This window comes from Paenibacillus mucilaginosus 3016, assembly GCF_000250655.1.
Lineage (GTDB): Bacteria > Bacillota > Bacilli > Paenibacillales > NBRC-103111 > Paenibacillus_G > Paenibacillus_G mucilaginosus.
This window is the reverse complement of record NC_016935.1, coordinates 1,649,081-1,665,309: the sequence shown is the minus strand read 5'-3', so window position 1 is coordinate 1,665,309 and position 16,229 is coordinate 1,649,081. Positions and strand designations below refer to the sequence as shown.

General features: G+C 48.1%; 23 protein-coding genes. 3 read left to right on the top strand and 20 right to left on the bottom strand.

The window, feature by feature from the left end; translation table 11 throughout:
* Position 1: 1 nt before the first annotated feature.
* From PM3016_RS07555 to PM3016_RS07525, 7 genes are all read right to left on the bottom strand, one after another.
* Positions 2 to 706, bottom strand: coding sequence for an HK97 family phage prohead protease (locus PM3016_RS07555; protein WP_014368991.1), 705 nt, complete (start codon positions 704 to 706; stop codon positions 2 to 4).
* Complete coding sequence (locus PM3016_RS07550; RefSeq protein WP_014368990.1) at positions 663 to 1,928, bottom strand: phage portal protein; 1,266 nt, start codon at positions 1,926 to 1,928, stop codon at positions 663 to 665. The genes PM3016_RS07555 and PM3016_RS07550 overlap by 44 nt, the downstream gene beginning before the upstream one ends.
* A gap of 32 nt (positions 1,929 to 1,960) precedes the next feature.
* Entirely contained in the window at positions 1,961 to 3,685 is a 1,725-nt protein-coding gene (locus tag PM3016_RS07545) for a terminase large subunit (RefSeq protein ID WP_014368989.1), read from the bottom strand.
* Positions 3,685 to 4,185, bottom strand: coding sequence for a phage terminase small subunit P27 family (locus PM3016_RS07540; RefSeq protein WP_014368988.1), 501 nt, complete (start codon positions 4,183 to 4,185; stop codon positions 3,685 to 3,687). Before PM3016_RS07540 ends, PM3016_RS07545 begins: the two co-directional genes overlap by 1 nt.
* A 219-nt stretch (positions 4,186 to 4,404) precedes the next feature.
* Positions 4,405 to 5,028, bottom strand: a complete 624-nt coding sequence (locus PM3016_RS07535) for a hypothetical protein (RefSeq protein ID WP_041619058.1) — start codon at positions 5,026 to 5,028, stop codon at positions 4,405 to 4,407.
* Between the two features lie 116 nt (positions 5,029 to 5,144).
* The gene (locus PM3016_RS37105; RefSeq protein WP_014368986.1) at positions 5,145 to 5,486 is read right to left on the bottom strand and encodes an HNH endonuclease; all 342 of its coding nucleotides are present in this window, start codon (positions 5,484 to 5,486) and stop codon (positions 5,145 to 5,147) included.
* Between the two features lie 106 nt (positions 5,487 to 5,592).
* On the bottom strand, positions 5,593 to 5,829 hold the full coding sequence (locus tag PM3016_RS07525; RefSeq protein ID WP_014368985.1) for a hypothetical protein: 237 nt from the start codon (positions 5,827 to 5,829) through the stop codon (positions 5,593 to 5,595).
* Positions 5,830 to 5,975: 146 nt separating this feature from the next.
* Here PM3016_RS07525 and PM3016_RS38030 point away from each other — a divergent pair, with 146 nt between their 5' ends.
* Positions 5,976 to 6,659 carry a hypothetical protein gene (locus PM3016_RS38030; protein WP_014368984.1) on the top strand — a complete coding sequence of 228 codons (684 nt, stop codon included), beginning with the start codon at positions 5,976 to 5,978 and terminating at the stop codon, positions 6,657 to 6,659.
* 367 nt (positions 6,660 to 7,026) lie between these two features.
* Here PM3016_RS38030 and PM3016_RS07520 read toward each other — a convergent pair whose 3' ends face one another.
* Positions 7,027 to 7,404 carry a hypothetical protein gene (locus PM3016_RS07520; protein WP_014368983.1) on the bottom strand — a complete coding sequence of 126 codons (378 nt, stop codon included), beginning with the start codon at positions 7,402 to 7,404 and terminating at the stop codon, positions 7,027 to 7,029.
* A 398-nt stretch (positions 7,405 to 7,802) separates the two neighbouring features.
* On the opposite strand from PM3016_RS07520, the gene PM3016_RS07510 reads away from it, so the two are divergent.
* Positions 7,803 to 8,132 carry a hypothetical protein gene (locus PM3016_RS07510; RefSeq protein ID WP_014368981.1) on the top strand — a complete coding sequence of 110 codons (330 nt, stop codon included), beginning with the start codon at positions 7,803 to 7,805 and terminating at the stop codon, positions 8,130 to 8,132.
* 219 nt (positions 8,133 to 8,351) lie between these two features.
* Here the strand turns inward: PM3016_RS07510 and PM3016_RS38485 are convergent, their stop codons facing one another.
* The gene (locus PM3016_RS38485) at positions 8,352 to 8,498 is read right to left on the bottom strand and encodes a hypothetical protein (protein ID WP_014368980.1); all 147 of its coding nucleotides are present in this window, start codon (positions 8,496 to 8,498) and stop codon (positions 8,352 to 8,354) included.
* A gap of 250 nt (positions 8,499 to 8,748) precedes the next feature.
* Between PM3016_RS38485 and PM3016_RS41100 the strand changes: the two genes are divergently transcribed.
* The gene (locus PM3016_RS41100) at positions 8,749 to 9,291 is read left to right on the top strand and encodes a CBO0543 family protein (RefSeq protein WP_337999619.1); all 543 of its coding nucleotides are present in this window, start codon (positions 8,749 to 8,751) and stop codon (positions 9,289 to 9,291) included.
* Between the two features lie 107 nt (positions 9,292 to 9,398).
* Here PM3016_RS41100 and PM3016_RS07500 read toward each other — a convergent pair whose 3' ends face one another.
* From PM3016_RS07500 to PM3016_RS07445, 11 genes are all read right to left on the bottom strand, one after another.
* Entirely contained in the window at positions 9,399 to 10,064 is a 666-nt protein-coding gene (locus PM3016_RS07500) for a hypothetical protein (protein ID WP_014368978.1), read from the bottom strand.
* Between the two features lie 5 nt (positions 10,065 to 10,069).
* On the bottom strand, positions 10,070 to 10,558 hold the full coding sequence (locus PM3016_RS07495) for a RuvC family protein (protein WP_014368977.1): 489 nt from the start codon (positions 10,556 to 10,558) through the stop codon (positions 10,070 to 10,072).
* Positions 10,551 to 10,736, bottom strand: coding sequence for a hypothetical protein (locus tag PM3016_RS07490; protein ID WP_014368976.1), 186 nt, complete (start codon positions 10,734 to 10,736; stop codon positions 10,551 to 10,553). The genes PM3016_RS07495 and PM3016_RS07490 overlap by 8 nt, the downstream gene beginning before the upstream one ends.
* Positions 10,736 to 10,897 carry a hypothetical protein gene (locus tag PM3016_RS38480; RefSeq protein WP_014368975.1) on the bottom strand — a complete coding sequence of 54 codons (162 nt, stop codon included), beginning with the start codon at positions 10,895 to 10,897 and terminating at the stop codon, positions 10,736 to 10,738. Before PM3016_RS38480 ends, PM3016_RS07490 begins: the two co-directional genes overlap by 1 nt.
* Positions 10,898 to 11,087: 190 nt before the next feature.
* Positions 11,088 to 12,365 (bottom strand): replicative DNA helicase, encoded by a 1,278-nt coding sequence (locus PM3016_RS07480; RefSeq protein ID WP_014368973.1) that lies wholly within the window; start codon positions 12,363 to 12,365, stop codon positions 11,088 to 11,090.
* Positions 12,343 to 13,341, bottom strand: a complete 999-nt coding sequence (locus PM3016_RS07475; RefSeq protein WP_014368972.1) for a replication protein — start codon at positions 13,339 to 13,341, stop codon at positions 12,343 to 12,345. Before PM3016_RS07475 ends, PM3016_RS07480 begins: the two co-directional genes overlap by 23 nt.
* A 203-nt stretch (positions 13,342 to 13,544) precedes the next feature.
* A complete protein-coding gene (recT, locus tag PM3016_RS07465) occupies positions 13,545 to 14,444 on the bottom strand; it encodes a recombination protein RecT (RefSeq protein WP_014368970.1) in 900 nt (299 codons plus the stop codon).
* A gap of 2 nt (positions 14,445 to 14,446) precedes the next feature.
* On the bottom strand, positions 14,447 to 15,319 hold the full coding sequence (locus PM3016_RS07460) for a YqaJ viral recombinase family nuclease (protein WP_014368969.1): 873 nt from the start codon (positions 15,317 to 15,319) through the stop codon (positions 14,447 to 14,449).
* Complete coding sequence (locus tag PM3016_RS07455; RefSeq protein ID WP_041619056.1) at positions 15,306 to 15,527, bottom strand: hypothetical protein; 222 nt, start codon at positions 15,525 to 15,527, stop codon at positions 15,306 to 15,308. Before PM3016_RS07455 ends, PM3016_RS07460 begins: the two co-directional genes overlap by 14 nt.
* A gap of 100 nt (positions 15,528 to 15,627) precedes the next feature.
* Positions 15,628 to 15,828, bottom strand: coding sequence for a hypothetical protein (locus PM3016_RS07450; RefSeq protein WP_014368968.1), 201 nt, complete (start codon positions 15,826 to 15,828; stop codon positions 15,628 to 15,630).
* 86 nt (positions 15,829 to 15,914) lie between these two features.
* The gene (locus PM3016_RS07445; protein WP_014368967.1) at positions 15,915 to 16,193 is read right to left on the bottom strand and encodes an AbrB/MazE/SpoVT family DNA-binding domain-containing protein; all 279 of its coding nucleotides are present in this window, start codon (positions 16,191 to 16,193) and stop codon (positions 15,915 to 15,917) included.
* Between the last annotated feature and the right edge of the window lie 36 nt (positions 16,194 to 16,229).

The window sequence follows — 16,229 nt, the reverse complement described above, 5'->3', positions numbered from 1 at the left end:
TTTATGCCCTCCCATACCTTAAAGTGGTCTCAATATCAAGCAAAAGGGCCTCATTTTTGCGTTTTAGGGCCCGAATTTGCTCCTCAGATAAGCCTTTTGGCACCGAGAATCGCTGCGAATCCGGTACTTCCAAGGCAGTTTTGTGCTGGCCTTGACGATCCAAGCTCCGTACTTCCGCGGTAGTGGACGAGTACGCCGGAATAGGCGTAAGGGTGATTTCCTGAAGCTCCACTTTTTTGATGGTTCGAAACCAGTCGTCATCCCGCTGCTCCCACTCCTGATCAACGATACGAAATCCAAAGCTGCAGCCTTTGATCAGGCCGCTCCGCACATCCTCCTTCATGTCCTGTCCGAGGCTCGAATTGTTCGGTAAAAGCTCAAAATACAGCCCATTTTCATGGCTTTCGAGAGTTAAATTGGCCCCTGAACGGCCCAAAATGAGGTTCCAATCATGGTTTTTCAAGGCGAATATGTCGTGTCCGTCGGCCAGCGTATCATCAAAAGCCCCCTTGGCGATCCGTTCATAGAAGCGATCCCCCCACCAATCCCTCAGCTCGGTGAACTCCTCATAAACGGCAGCATAGCCTGTGATCTTGGTACCTGTGCCGCTCTCGTCTCCGAGCGCCCTTGTCTCCAGCTTGGTGAGTTTCAGCGTACGGACTTCATTCTGGTTCGGATCCGGTGTCGTTGTCGGCTTCTGATTCATCTTGCTCATTCACCTCCTTTCCTGGTGCGATGGACCGGTCTGGACTGTCAATCGGGGCCAAATCCCTGCTCATATACAGCTTGTCGCCCCCTTTTTCGGGCGGCAGTTCCTCGTAAGCACGGACTTCATTGGGTGTAAACCACCCCGAACGGACCCCTTTAAAATAAAAATCTCCGCGCGTCTTAATGTCGCCACGGAGCAGTCCATTCATATTGAATTTGATTACCGTCCCCGCGGACCGCTCCTTTGTGGTAAGCAGCTTTCGGCTGAACTCCTGCTCGTACATCCGCACAATCGGAAGCAGTGTGTTCTGGACGTACTCCAGGGCCTGCTGCTCCATGCTGGAAAAGGAGGTTTGCGAGAAATCCCCGAGCATGTGAGGCGGCATGTTGTACACTGCGGCCACCCGAGAGCGCGTGATTCGCTCCACTTCGAATACCTTCAGGTCAATGATGTCCTGCTTCAGTTCCTTTAAATCCTGGCCGGAATCAATGACGATCACGCCGCTGCCGTTTTTGGAGTAAAAGTCTGCGAAGTTCTGGAGCATCGCCTTCTTCTTCTCGTCGCTCAAGGAGCCGTTAAGCTTTAGAATAAACGAAGCCTTGATCCCGCTCTCCATTTGGCTGAGGCTGAACTGCTTTACCTGCGTGTCATAGTTGATCGTGTTTCGAAGTACATCCAGCGGCGAAATCCCTTCATATCCCACGGTGTGGAAGTGCTTGACGTGAATCATATCCATGTTATGGATATAGTAAGTCCCGTCATCCCCCTGAACCTCATACCAGAGCTCTTTCGTGCTGCTCTCCTGAACCGGCTTCACCTTCCTGGGATTAAGCAACCACAGTGCTTGGACTTGGTATTTGGCGTCCCTCTCAATTAACGCATATCCGTTGCCACTCGTATCCCGGAAAGCTTCCAGAGTCCGGATAAAATCAAAGCTTGTCATATTTGGGTTCGGCCCATATTCGAGCAGCTGCGCAATAGGCGAGCCGCTAACCTGCTTATATCCGCGGAAGACCTTTAGCGGCAGGCTGGCCATGGAGTTTGAGAGCCGCGATACCGCCGAAAAGATCGTCTCATTCGAGGCATCAAGTTGGCCGGACCGTGCAAACATGTTGTACGGTTCAAACCATTTTTGAAACCCGCCTAGATTTCGATTCGCTCTGGTCTCTAGCCTTGCACCCAGGCCGAACCAAGAAATGACCCGTTGTAGAATCCCCATCTTCCCCCTCCTTTCCCCTAGATTGCTTCGGCTCAGAATGTCCAGACTTCCACATCCCCGCTGTCTGGAGGAGCCACCCGAGCACGCACGAAACCATTGATCACTGCTGCTATGGGGTCAATCCGGTTGGTGGACTTAGCTTTGTCCAGCAGCAGATTCTCCTTGTCATCCGACTTGGTCACGGCATTCCCGAGCGCCCAGGTAAGTACCGGGTCATCCTCATGAATGATACGCTTCTGCAGTACGAGCTCTCTGAAGTCCTTAATCGGCTCCGAGAGCGTCTGTACCCCCTGCCGGATCTCGACGATTTCATATCCATGTGCGGCCATATTCTGAGCAAACTGTGTTGCCGCATAACGGTCGTAGCATATTTCTCTCATCACCCAGCCCCGGCGTTCTTCTTCCTCCAGCAAATAGTTCTCGATCACCGATTGGTCGACCACAGCACCCGGGATCACCGTAAGCCAGCCTTTGCGAATCCAAAGATCATACGGAACCCGGTCCGTCTTTTTCTTCTGCTCAAGTGTCTCCTCGGGAATAAAGGAGTGCTGGCCAACGTAAAAACTTCCCGTTGTCAAAGGAACCACGAAACCAACCGAGGATAGGTCAATTTTCATGGACATATCCACGCCGGCAAAACAGGTAAAGCCTCTTACTTCAGGCAGCTGTAGCTCGGGATCCGATTTCCTGCGCTTCAAAATACCGCAGGCAGCCCATTTCTCCATGTTCATGTACTGCTTTTTCGGATGACTCATCCAGACGTTCATGTTCTTGGTCATGAAGTCTTCCATCATCTCGGGTTTCTCGAGCGCTTCTTTCTGCCGCGACCGCATCTTCTGAATGCCCTCAGGATACGAGCACGCAATGGGATTGGCTTTCACCCAAACAGACTCATCCTTGATGTCGTCGATCAGGTTCCCATCATCATCCTTATCCAGCTCGTTCACCATCGCGAAATAGGAATCGACCTCGGTCGGGTCATCCGGATTGAGCAGCCGGGAAACGAATTGGTATTCCGTCCGGTAACATGGGCTGTTGAGATTCGTGCCGGCTGTGGTGATGATAAAGATCAATGGCTGCGCCCGGGCAATCATACCGGAGTCAATAACGTTCACCATTTCATCAGTCTCATGAGCGTGGTATTCATCGATGATGCCGCATTGCGGGTTAAGGCCGTCGCCTTTCTTCTTATCCTCCTGGCTCAGCGGCTTGATGATGGAGTTGCTCTTCAGATGCCGGATAATACCGTAGGATGTTTTGAACTTGCCTTTCAGCTCCGGGCACTGCTTGATCATGTAATCCGCTTCGCTCCAGACGATCTTGGCCTGCTCCCGCTTCGTTGCAGCGCAATAGACTTCGGCCATCGACTCCCCGAATGCTGAAGCCTCATAAGAGGCAACACATGAGTTGCTCTGAGACTTGGCATTCTTGCGGGCTACCTGCCAGTATGCCTTATTGAACCGCCGGTACCCGGTGTCCATGTGGATCCAGCCGTAGATGTTGCCAAATATGAAGTACTGGATTTCATGAGGCTCAATACGCTGCCCCTTCAATACGCCTTTCGTGTGGCGGAAGAGATTCATCCATAAAAAAAAGCGCATTGCGCGCTCTTCATCAAAGATAAAGGGAAACTCCTCCGTGCCCTCTCGCTCAATATCCCGGAGGAAACGCATGCACGCCCACTTGTGCTTCTGGCATGCAATCACTTTGCCATTGATTACATCCTGGCTGTAATCGATAAGAAACTGCTTCAGCATTATACATCACCGAACGTCCTCGTAAACTCGTCTTCCTCCTCTGGCTGTCCACGCGGAGGCATGGCGATCTTAGCCCTCGAGGCCGGCGTAAGCCCAAACTCGACAGCCAGGGATCGCATCTGCTCATGCATCTGCTTCTTTTTGGCCAGAAGAGGATGTGCCACTTCGTTAGTCACTCCTGATTTGTTGGTATGCTCAACCATGAATCCATCGTTCTTAATGATCTTGGAGATCTCAATGTAATCTGCATAGGCATCGCAATACAAAGCTAGAGCATTGATGTCCACATTCGTAAGCAGATCAATCTCTTTGAGTTCCTTTGCGATCCGGCGGAACTCCTTTTTGGCTGTGTCACATAACCAGGCCGGTGGATTGGTACGGTTTGTACTCGGCTGTAGCTTCTTCTCCCTCTCCTGCCGCAGCTCGATCTCTTCCTTGGTCAGGTGCTTCTTCCCTTTGATCAGAAGTAAATTAACGGGCATTGCCTTTCTTCCAGCCATACATAACTCACCTCCTTTCCCTACAATTTGGGTATCATCGTTGCGTCGTTCTTACGATTAACTGCTTTCCCCCCTTGTGCTCAAAAAGGGAATTTTTTTCGCACGCGAGGCCCCGTCGGTCCGGAAGGGGCTTCAAGACAACTGTTAAAGTAGGGGGGAGTCCTTTTTTGACTCTGGGCAAATAAAAAAGCCGCTCATTTGAGCGACAATACTTATATTTTAGATACGGATTTGTTCTGTAATTGACATGTATAACTCATGAGCAATTTGACGCGTGAAAGATAACTCAGGCCCTTTAAATTCGGATGGGGGTTCAACATCATGGAATTCCCAACCAAATCCATTCTGTCTGGACAACTCATAGTACTTTTCGTTTAGACCAGGATCTACATGAGCACCGCCATCGGTATTTGCTACGTTTCTAATTATACTTTCTCTAGTAAACAACAAACCCTGGGGTTTATTTATTAGTACAGGTTGATTCCACCATTCTTGGAAGTCCAGCTTTGCTACTGGACTCACCAACCTTGGATAGTAAGTAAACTCCCCATTCTCGAACCCCGATGACAGACCCACAAAGATAATGGCGTTATCTGTATCTTTGTTCTCAAGCACAGAATAGTATTTTATTTTATCCTTCTGGTCTAGTTGTTTTAATAGAGATTGCGAACTTGTTTTATTATCATGCAGTAATACACGAATTGTTGTAGCCAATCTCTTAGCTTCACCTAAGAAACCTTTATCAAATGCCTCTGAGGATGCTTTAATGAAATATAACTGTTCTTCTAAGTGATGAAGCAACTCTTTCTCAGTTTGGGGTGTTTTTTTGTTAATATTAATCACTCCCTTAGAATGACCTAAACTTGGTACATAACTAAATACCTTCTCATCCCCTTCAAATCCTTTATCTACATTCTAAAGATTTGTTAACCAAAAGATCCGTTGATTTTCTACTCATCCTAATTATGAACTTTGTTATGACACGCATCGCAGAGACTAATCAGATTATCGAGATCCAACCGCACTTCCCAATCCTTACGAACCTCTTGGATGTGGTGAACCATTACTGCCGGCGTTAGTCGCTGTTCCTGCAGGCAGTGCTGGCATAAGTGGTTGTCTCGGCTCAGAACAGCTTGCCTCGTTGATAACCAAGAGGAGGACTTGTAAAAGGAAACGAGCTTGGGATCCCTCGCCTTATCGTACAGTCTGACGGTTTGTTGTTGGTGAGTCTGGCAGTAATTTCCTGCAGTCAACTCACTGCATAGAGGGAAATTACATGGACGCATAGGTTTCCTCGTCATTTACTCCCTCCAAAAAATCTAATAAATTCCAGTTATCATATAAACAAAGCAATCCCTACTAAAAATAATGCAAAAAGGAGTGCTTAATCGCACTCCATAATTGAGATTATTTTTTTTCTTGAGAAAAAGTAAAGTACAATCCAATTCCGAGGAAGATGCCACCCAACATACGATAAGCAGCAGCATAGGTTTCTAATCTTCTTAAAGTCTCGTCTTTATCAGCAACGCCCCCCATTTTATGAACAAAGTTATCAGCTCCAATACTGGCTAATTGGGGACTCATTATCACTAACAAGAATCCTACAATTGAAAGAATCCAAAACACCTTATTTCTATCAGGCATAATCAAATCGCTCCTTACTTATTTTTACAATATTGTATTTATATTAAATAGTTTCCTAAATTTACCTTTAGAAATCTATTTGTTTTTCCATATTATGCTATTATAGCACATGTAAGGAAAATAATAGAAAAAGGTTGTGTTATCTTTTGAAAAAAAAGCTTGCAGGTTTGATGCTTACTCTTTCCCTTTCCTTTAGTGCTCTCGCAGTTCCAGCAAGCGCAAAGGGTGGGGAAATTCCAAGATTTCCTTCCCAGGGTGTTGAAACCATTAAGGCTACCCCAGAAAATGAAAATGATCTTATTAAAAAATTCAATTTGAAAAAACCTTCGCCTAATGCTCAACTTAAATCTATCAGGATTATGCCCGCCACGGTTACACCACCCACAAAGAGTGGAATTTCTCCTAATTTTCAGATTAATGGTTATATATTCGAAGAGACAGGTAGGGGAACATTAACTGGTAGTGATGTTATTGCTGAAACAAGATATTTTTGCTCTAAGGTACCATCATGTAAAGGTGAATCCCAGTTACAGGCTAATAGTAGCGTAGCGCATCAATTTAGCTCTACTGTAGAGGCGGCACTTACACCGATTATTTCAGCTGCTGTAGGATATTCCGTCACTGGATCAACTGGTATGTCTGCTACCCTAGTAGTTCAAGAGGAATCAATCCCAACGAATAAAACATGGATCGTACAAGGATATGCTGTTCATAACTATATCACTTTTAACTTTTACAAAGAATTTATTGGATTCAAAACGAAACTCGGAAGCGGAACTACAACAAAGCCGATTGCAAACAGAATTGCAGCAGTAGATTGGATTCAATAATAATCAATAATATATCTAGTTCCTCCGCTATCTTATATCAGGATAAATTCTTGTGTCTAAAGGCAAATGAGCGTAGCAGCTCCTTTGCCTTTTTCCTGCTATTAACTTTCCTAGAAGCTGAGCTTACTTCCCACAACCATATGTAAAATACTCTCCATTGTTTATACATAGGGCATTTCACCCACCCTCATATCACACCCTCGACGACTGGCGTCTAAGGATCGAAGTCCCACAGCATGACCGAGTGCCTACAATGATAAGGGTACAGTAGACATCACCCGAGCCCACCTCGGCTCCCTGGTTCTACTGTACCCTTCATGCGCAGACATCTTCTGGTCAATACTTGGACTGTAAATGGACAATTTCTTCACTCCAGATATAGTAGCGTGTTTGCAACAGACTCGATCCCTTCAATGATTTTGCGGTCGATGGTTTTATCACAGCACTCCCATGACTCAAAGCGCAGGATTGTGGCAGCTCGGGAATTTCCTTTTAGGAATCGGTATTCGATCACCTTACGGACATCGTCGTGTATGATTTGAGCCACTGCCCTTTCCAGGAGGCTGGTGAACTTAATCAGATTTGTTTGGATCTCCTTCAATTCGTCTGTTTGAGGCGGATTACGTTCAAACATTTCTACCCGGCGTTTCTTTTCTTTATATTGGCTGAGGTAAGCTTTTGTGCGTATAATATCAGCTTTAGACGCCTTGGGAAACAATTCCTCCATCTTAAACAATATCGACATCCCCGCACCCCTCACCGTATGGTATACTGTGGTTGTGCGATTTACTCGTTCATAGCCCCGCCGATCCCCCTAGATCGACGGGGCCTTTTGTTAATTCGCGATGAATCCCAGCTGCGACAATTCCTGCTTTTCTACCTCAGTCCAACCGCTGACTGAAGCTGGACTTACACCCGTGATCCTCCGAAATACTGTCTGCAGCACCATGATGGATTGGCTATTGTATTTGGCGACGTAATTTCCTGTGGGGTGTTTGTAATATGAAATGATATGCATCTTCGGCCTCCATGAATTAAGTATGAATAAATACTGCTTTGACCATATTGATAAATGAGACCAGTACATCCGACTTGTTTTATGGCCACTCATGGGGTATTTCATCATAAGGAGTAGGAGCAACTATGACACTGGATAAAGCAACTTTATTTGCTTATATCTCCTTAGCAATTTTTATCTTGGCCCTACTCTTGATGCCAAAGCGTTTAAACAGAAAAGAAATATATACAACTTGGTTTGTGATGGCTTGCCTTACTCTAAATACAGATTTAATCTTCGGCCTAATCCTAGACCTCTATGACTTCATTTATCCCGATATAACCCTGAGTGATTTAATTCTTCAGGCTGCTCTCCCACCCGCAGCAGGCATATTAGCACTAAATTTTCAACCCCAAAAAAACTCACAGTTTCTTGTTTTATCTTATACTCGTAGTCTGCTGTTCTCTTTTATTTGAGTGGATATCCGTTCTCTTTGGATATCTTATCTACAAGGGTTGGAGAATGTGGTATTCGATTCCCTTTTATGCTCTGGGGTTACTTTATTTAAGGTGGCACTTACAATTTCTCAGGAGACCAAATTAGGAAGAGTTCTCTTTTTGTCCCTTAGTACGCGGGTGGCATTCCATAATTCATGCTCAGCGGTGGCCTGCATCTTCTGCGAAGCTTACGGGGATTCATTTTCTCAGCACCTCCTCGTCAAACAGATCCTGGATTCGCCCGATCTCTTCGTTTTTAAATGGACCGTAAAACGTCCCGTGAATAACAACGATGAATTCCTTCTCGTCCTGCAGAACTCCGATTTTATTTGCAAGGTTGATCATCAACCGGTTCCTCCTGGTACCCACTAACTGACTCAAGCCAATCATATACGTCTGGGCTGACTGACGTACACGGGGACCGAAGTCCTGTAACGCATGCTCGATACCGGCAAGTCGCTTGATCTCCTCAGCCTGCCTTTGGATCGTGTCTACCAGAAACTTCAGGTCTGAGACCTTGATCTAGCTGCAGCGTGAGTCCCTGGGATATAATCGACTGCATTCCTCCTGTATCTCCTTAATCTGATTGTTAGTCATGAGAACCCCCTTATTGGATATATCTTGCAGGGAGAGATCGCTTATGCATTTGGCTTATGCCATTATAATTATCCTTGCTGCATGGCGTTGGGGTGATTGGAAAAACTGGAAACTGTACCATCCCTCCATGCTATATATCACAGCCGGAAGCTACCTTTATGAGTACCTCACAAAGGACCAGACAATGTGGAAATTCCACCCTGATTACCTATACAACCAAACTGTCACAGTTGTGGTATATGCCATTGTAACTATGCCTCTTTCAGTCCTCATATTTCTTTCAAGATATCCCAAAGCACTTGGTAAGAAAGTCTTCCACTACGGGATTTGGATTGGTATTTACATAATTGGTGAATGGTTTCTTCTCAGAATGGGCAGGATCTCGTACCAACACAGTTGGAGTCTTTGGTATTCACTCTTATTCGATATCATGATGTTTCCAATGATTCGATTGCATCATAAACGACCTTTGGTAGCCTACGGGCTCTCAATACCTATTGTCGTTTCACTAATCTATTTGTTCCATATACAACTTGAATAGTAGGGGAGGCACAAATTGCCTCCTCCTTAAGCGATGCAGATCATAACACTGTTAATGCGCTCCATCTCATCTGCAGTGACTGACGTTACGATAAACGCTCGCCATTTTTAAGCAGCCCCCTTCTGCTTCAGTTTCTCTGCCACCCTATTTTTATACTTTCCCCAAGCCTTTTGTAGTTGGTTGGAGCTAAGCCCATATTTCGAGGCTATATCCATCCAGCTACTTTGCGTCTCAACCTTTTCGATATAGAGTGATGGGTCAAACTCGACATCATCGAATCGCGGTTGCTCTTTCAGAATGTGTTCTTCGACTTCTTCCTTGCTTGGTTCCGATCCAGATTCATCTGTACCCTCAGCTTCGTCTTTTCCCTCTGCGTGACCGCCGCCATCAGCAGCATGTCCACCCTCGGCAGGAATATTTCCGTCTTCAAAGCTCACTTCAAGATCAGGATTTGGCGCCGCCTGAGCTTCCTGCGAACCCTGCTGTTGATGTTGTTGATCAAAGAGTACTACCTGGTCTTCATCTTTTACCGACTGTTTAACATCTGAATTGCCCACCGACGCCAGTAGTTCTTTTGACGAAGCAGATGATTCAAGATAATCGGATATGCTCATCTGCATGTCACCGAGAACAAAGTCTACCTCTTCCGGGTCACTCTCGAAGAATTTCGCGTTCTTGAAGAAATCACGCTTGCTGACCTCAAGAACGATCTTCACGTTCTTAGAACCTACAGTAATCCCTCCGATATTCGCCTTTCCCTTAGCAGCGACCATTTAGATCATCCTCTCAGTTTTTGTATGACTTCCTGCTGCACCTTCAGCAGCTTCACCGGCTCGTGTATAGCACGTACAATTTGAGCGAGCACATAAGCGTCGGTGACGTTGTTGCTTTTGTGCTGGAAGCCCCAGCGCTTGTATGTCTCCACTGCAACCACCTCTTTAGCGGCAGTTCCGCCGGCGCCGGTGAATTTCTTCAACTGCGATGGAGCTACCTCGGTGTATCCGATCTGTCTTGCGAAGAGGTTCAGCCGGATTGCCCAGCCGATGCCGCCCAGCTCGAAACCACGTTGGCTGGCAAATCCGAAACCCTCAATCGCAACCCGGTCCTCTGGCTGTATCAGCTGGCCTACCTGGCAGATCAGATCATGCATCCTTTCCGGATTCTCGCCCATCCCCTCGAGCTCTCGTGCTTCCCAGACCTCGCCATCCTCATCCAGAACAATAAACCCGGTTTTGGTGCTGGGATCTATCCCAACGTACCTAGGCATCCTCCAGCACCTTCTCAAGCTCCATGCTCGCTTGGAATAAGCCAACAGCCTTACCTGTCTTGAACCCATCCACGTACTCTGACCCTGCTCCCGGAATGTTAGGCACCTGCAGCTCCCTTGCCTTCGTCTCCAGATCATCGATTACACGTTTAATGATTGCTCTGGCTATTGGATCCATCAGTATCCCACCACCTTCACGCAGCGCAAGCCGTGGCGTGCTTTCTTCGGAGCAAAGATGAATCGTTCCGATAAAACGTACACTCCACCCAGCTGGTCCTTGCCGTTGTAAATCACAAACCGGTGGATTGTCTGGAAAAGAGGATCATCTACATTTCGCATGAACCTGCCTCCTCTGTTCGGTACTCCCGGATGGCCGTGAGGAATTCGTCGATTCCTTCCGTCAGCTCCTCGGGATCTACATGGCTTGAAAATCGCTGCTGAGCCTGTCCCATCGTGGGAACCGTTCCAGTTGCCATGTATGTCTGTTTAAGCCACTCGTAAACGTGCCAGCGATTCATGGCCGCTCACCTCACACTGTGATTTTTTGAGTGTCCTTATCATATTTCAACTTCACGATGCCCGTTGGGCCGTTCCGCTGTTTCGCCACGTTTACCTCGAGAATGCCTTTGTCCGAGGTTTCCGGGTTGTAATACTCATCCCGGTACAAAAGTAGAATGTCATCTGCTACAGCCGCGATCGCCGCGCTCCCAGATAGATCTGAAACCATCGGCCGCTTGTTTGCCCTGCTGTCCACATCCTGTTTCACCTGGGAGAGTCCGATTACTGCACAGTCGCAGTCTTTGGCCGCCGCCCTTAGCTTCTGGCATACCCTATGAAGTGCAGAGCCACCGTTATCGTTCTGCTCGGCTGTCTCGTTGATCTCCTGCAGGTAATCGACAACCACAAGGTCAAGCCCTTCTTGCCGCTTCATCCGACGCATCTCCGAGGTGATGTATTCCGTTGTCACCCCTCTGGAGTCGTCGATTGGAATCTTAGCAAACTCGTCCAGCTTGTCTGCAATCAGACCAATCTGGAAGTCTGTCAGATTTCCGATCCGTATAGCCTGTAGGGGGATTCCGCACATCGTTGAGGCCATGCGGTTATAGATTTGCTCGATCGTCATTTCAAGACTGAAATCTGCCACCTTGTTTCCCATGGAGGATGCCCGAACCTTGATCTCGTTTGCGAAAGCAGATTTTCCCATGCTCGTTCTCGCTCCGATCACAATCAGGTTGCTCCGCTGAAATCCGAGGGTCATACGGTCAAGCGGATCCCAGCCGGTTAGAACTCCGAACGCCAGGCTCGGGTTTTGCTTCCGGAGCAACAGGTTCTCAAACCACATCCGGATCCGGTCCCCCGATTTGTTTTCCTGGCTCACCTTGGGCCGAATTTCAAGCGCCTTCTGCTCAAAGGTATCCAGAATTTCGTCGAACCTGCCGGCGGCCGGGTCGTCGATGAGTGCCCTGGTTTGCTCAATCAGCTGAGAGAGCTTCCGGCGGGCATCGAGCTCGGCCAGCAGCTTCATGTTTTCACGTATCTCGCTGACGGAAACGACCGACCCGATGACCTTGAGCAGATAGTCAACCCCGCCGATCTTGCCCATGTCCTTAGCGAAGTAGGTTGAAATGTTCGTGTAATTCACCGGGTGGTTGTTCTTCTCCAGCCAGGCCATCATCCGGTACAAGTTGCGGTTCCAGGGCTGCCGGAACATGTCTATCGTCACCGTGGCCATAACTTCCCGGGCGAGACTTGGATCCTCAAAGACCGATCCAAGGATGACCATTTCAAGAGCTTCCGTTTGCAGCATACGCCTGATACACCTCACGTAATTGCTGAGTTATGGGATCATCTTCGGCTACTTGGTAAATCGGCTGTCCTCCGACAACCTGCAACGGCTCCTCTTTTTGCGTACTGCCGCGGGCTCTGAATCCCTTTAAGACCTTGGTAAGATAAGCAAGCGTGAAGACCTTGTACCTCGCCGCCTCTCGCATTGCCTCGTATACCCACTCTCCCCCATAGTCATCAAACAAGAATCCAAGGTCCTGGACTTCAAACTCGCTGACCGTACCATTCACTGCAAAGTGCTTTTCGTAAATGGAGTAGATTCGGCCGAAAGAAAAGTCCTGGTGGCGGCCATGTCCTGTAACTTGGTTCATTTGTATTACCTTAGTAGTACTACTACTGTCTTTATTATTGTCTTTAATAATGTCTTTACGGGGCTGAGATCCCGCGCCAGGACTGGGCTCATCGGGTGTCGCAGTTCCTGTTTTGGGAACTTTTTCGCCGGAAAAGTTCCTGTTTTGGGAACTCGGTAGTTCCTCTTTTGGGAACTTTTCGTTTTCGCCATCTTCGGAAAGTTCCTGTTTCGGGAACTTTTTTGTTCCTGTTTCAGGAACTTTTACGTTCCCATTTTGGGAACTTTCTTTCAGGTTCAGAGCGATTAATTCCTCGAATCGGAACTCATCCCACCCTTTAACTGGTGAGACTTGCCACTCGTCGTAGTTCTTGTTTACTTCGAATAATTTGGCTTCCCGGTCCCAAAACAGCACCTTGCATGACTCGAGATAAAGGAGCTCATCTTTGATATGATTCTTACCAACGCCACAAAGCTCAAAATGGACCAGTTTAGGGATGAATGCTGCTTTCTTGCGGCAGCCGTATGAGAGCCGCCATATAAAGTGCATGATGTCTTTCTGCCGTTTGGAGAAGTCACGCCGGATGACTTCGTCCCAGATCTCGTTTGCTATGCGGATATATCCGTTTTCTGTCTGTGGATTCGCCATCCGGCGCACCTCCTAAACGTTATTCACGCGCTGATCTCGCAAATAGATCAGAGGGTACTTTGCCCGAACGACAACGAAGCCAGGATATGTACGGGCGAAGTATGATTTAACCTCTTGCTTAAACCGATCCGGCTCCGATTCCACCAGAGTCCATAGGTCTTGGCTGATCATCGATTTCGTCAGCGGAGTATGGTGCATTTCCATCATTCAAACGTAACCTCATCTTCGGGTGGACTGTTGGTAGGAAAGCCTGTGTCAGGGTCACGCTCTTCACCTGCCTCTTCTACCTGAGCCTCGCTCCAATCGGTGACATCGATCACCTCGGACATGTCGTCGGAGACCTCTCGTTTGGTCGTCTCATCCATCGAAACGGCCTTCTGGAACTCGACTGAGATCGGCATGTACTTCATCAAAGCTTTGAGCACCGTCTTCTTTGCCATCTCATCAAAATGATCCACCCAGGGGCCGTAAGTCTTCGCTTTGGAGAATTTATCGCGATGCAGCTCGATGTCTCGCTTGCTCATTACCATGAAGGAATAGCCGCCATCCTTGAATTTGGCGTAAGCATAATACTTGGTCACAGGGCCACGGTCTCCATCGGCCGGCACATGACGGAGCTTCTCATCGATGCCGTACTCATATTCAAACAGGTCTTTTTCATGTACAGCCTGCGCCACGATGCTGGAGACATGCCCCGTCCGTCGTGCGAGCTCGATATATCCTTTATAGCCGATCTGGAACTGCGCCTCGTCGACCCAGCCCAAGTCCTTGCCGGCCGCATCCTTCTTCTTGTTACGGTAGGGTACCAGGTATGCATGACCTAAAATGGAGGGCTCCAGACCAAGCTGGGCGCATTGCATTACGGCGCCAAGAAGGGACTCAGGAGTGCAGACTTTCAGCTTGGGGTTGGTTCGGATCGAGGTTGTTGCGATACGCAGTAATCGCTCAGGTGTGAGGTGTTTGGGAATCGCTTGAGCGATAGCAGGCTTCATTTCATCGAATAGCTGGGCTATGGTTTTACCTTGACCGTTACTAGCTGCGGCCTTGTTCGCCAGCGCCTTACCGAGTTCCTTTTGATCTGTTGCTTTAGCAGGTGCTGCCATGGTTACTCATCACCTCCAACAATTTTGAAACTTCGAACACCTTTCTTGTTGGACTTCCACGTGAACACCGGCTCGCCCTGGAACCAAGCTGTCTCATGCTCGCCCATAACGGCCTTCATGCGGTTCTTCGCTGTCTCGTGTGTTTCCTCGGCTCGTTTAAGTGCTTTCTTGCTGTCAAAGACCAGCCGAATGAGCTCCGAATGTTCCTCGCCAAGCTCCATATTCGCCCCGGGTCGAGATTCCGGAAAGCGATCCTTTAAGAGCCCTGTATCCTGGTGTCCATATGCCGGCGGCTGCTTGGCTAATACGTGGTTATGCCAGAAGTTATACTCGATTTCGATAAGGTTCCGGATTAACTCCTCATCCCTTTCGATAATGCGCCACTGGAAGTCCCAACCGCCGATCAGAACGGCAACGTACCAGCGTTCAGCACCGGTGACAGCCATGTAATGATTGCACTGCAGCATGTACTCCACCGGTACCTTGTCGCCTGCCCATTCGTCACGGTTGTATTCAGAGGTGTTCTTGATCTCGAGGCCCTCGTTCTTACCAATCACCCAGCGGTCAATGTTCGCCAGCATGAAGTCGTGCTCCCTGTGTTTGAAGATCGAATGCTGTTGCATGACGCGGATCCCGGTCTCCTCGGTGAACCATTTGGCGATCAGCGGCTCGAGCATCCGACCGGCTTTCATTTTGTCGTTATCCTCCAGCGGAGGCAGCTCGCCGATCTTATCCAAGTAGACAGCCATGGGCGATTTGTACTTCGAGAGCTCGCAGATCGGAGCCACGTCACTGCCCCCAATGCCTTTCCTACGGTACTCCAGCCAATCTTCCCTGGGCATGTCTTTGACACTGACCAGTTTAAGAGCTTGCATATTTCAGCGCCTCCAGTGCCGATTCAAGCTCCTCGATTCGCTGTTGAGCTTCTTCAAGTTCTCTCTCGATCTCATCGGCCTCGTCATCAACACGTTCAAATGCTTCCTCTAACGCTTTCCAAACCGTACTCCCAATGTACTCTTCATTCTCATCGAGCGTGGTTTCGAGGCGATTCAAAAGGTCCGATTTGGATGCTCTTAATGGCACCGTCTTCCCCCCTTGATGTAAAGTCCGCCAGCATGGTACACTGGCGGCAGATTCGTTTTTTTCAGGGCCCGCTGGCAGGCGGGTTCTTTCCTTTTTTTCCTTAGTTCGCAGTCCCTGAGGACTTCTTCATGGCTTTGAGCATGTAGTATACGGACTGGGCTTTACGAATCGGATTGTTGTTGTGGAATTTTTCATTCAGCTGCTCTGCAATCTTCGCCGCCGGAACCTTTTCCTCGTTGAGCTTCTCCACCATCTGCTTTTCTTCCGCAGTAAAACGAACTTGCATCTTACCCTTTGCCATTCACTAATCACTCCCGACAATGTTTTTTCGATGAGGCTTGGCCGCATCTCTGAAGGACCGGCGTACCGGACCCTCACCAGATATGGTCAAGTTGCTGTTCGGTTGAGCTTTGCCGCTTTTTCCGCGATGATCTTAATGCAGGTGGTGCAGATCTTCTTACCTGGGTACACTGAGGTGATGGGACTATCTACCTGGCCGCAAAGTGAGCAGCCAGGAGTGTATTTTCGGAGAATGATTTCATCACCATTTACGAATATCTCCAATGGATCATGTAAATCGAGATCCATGTTCATTCGAAGTTCCTTTGGGATCACAATCCTACCCAAACTATCAAGGTTTCTTGTCATACCTGTCGCTTTCTTCATTTCACTGCTGCTCCTTCGCTCATTTTTATCTCACGG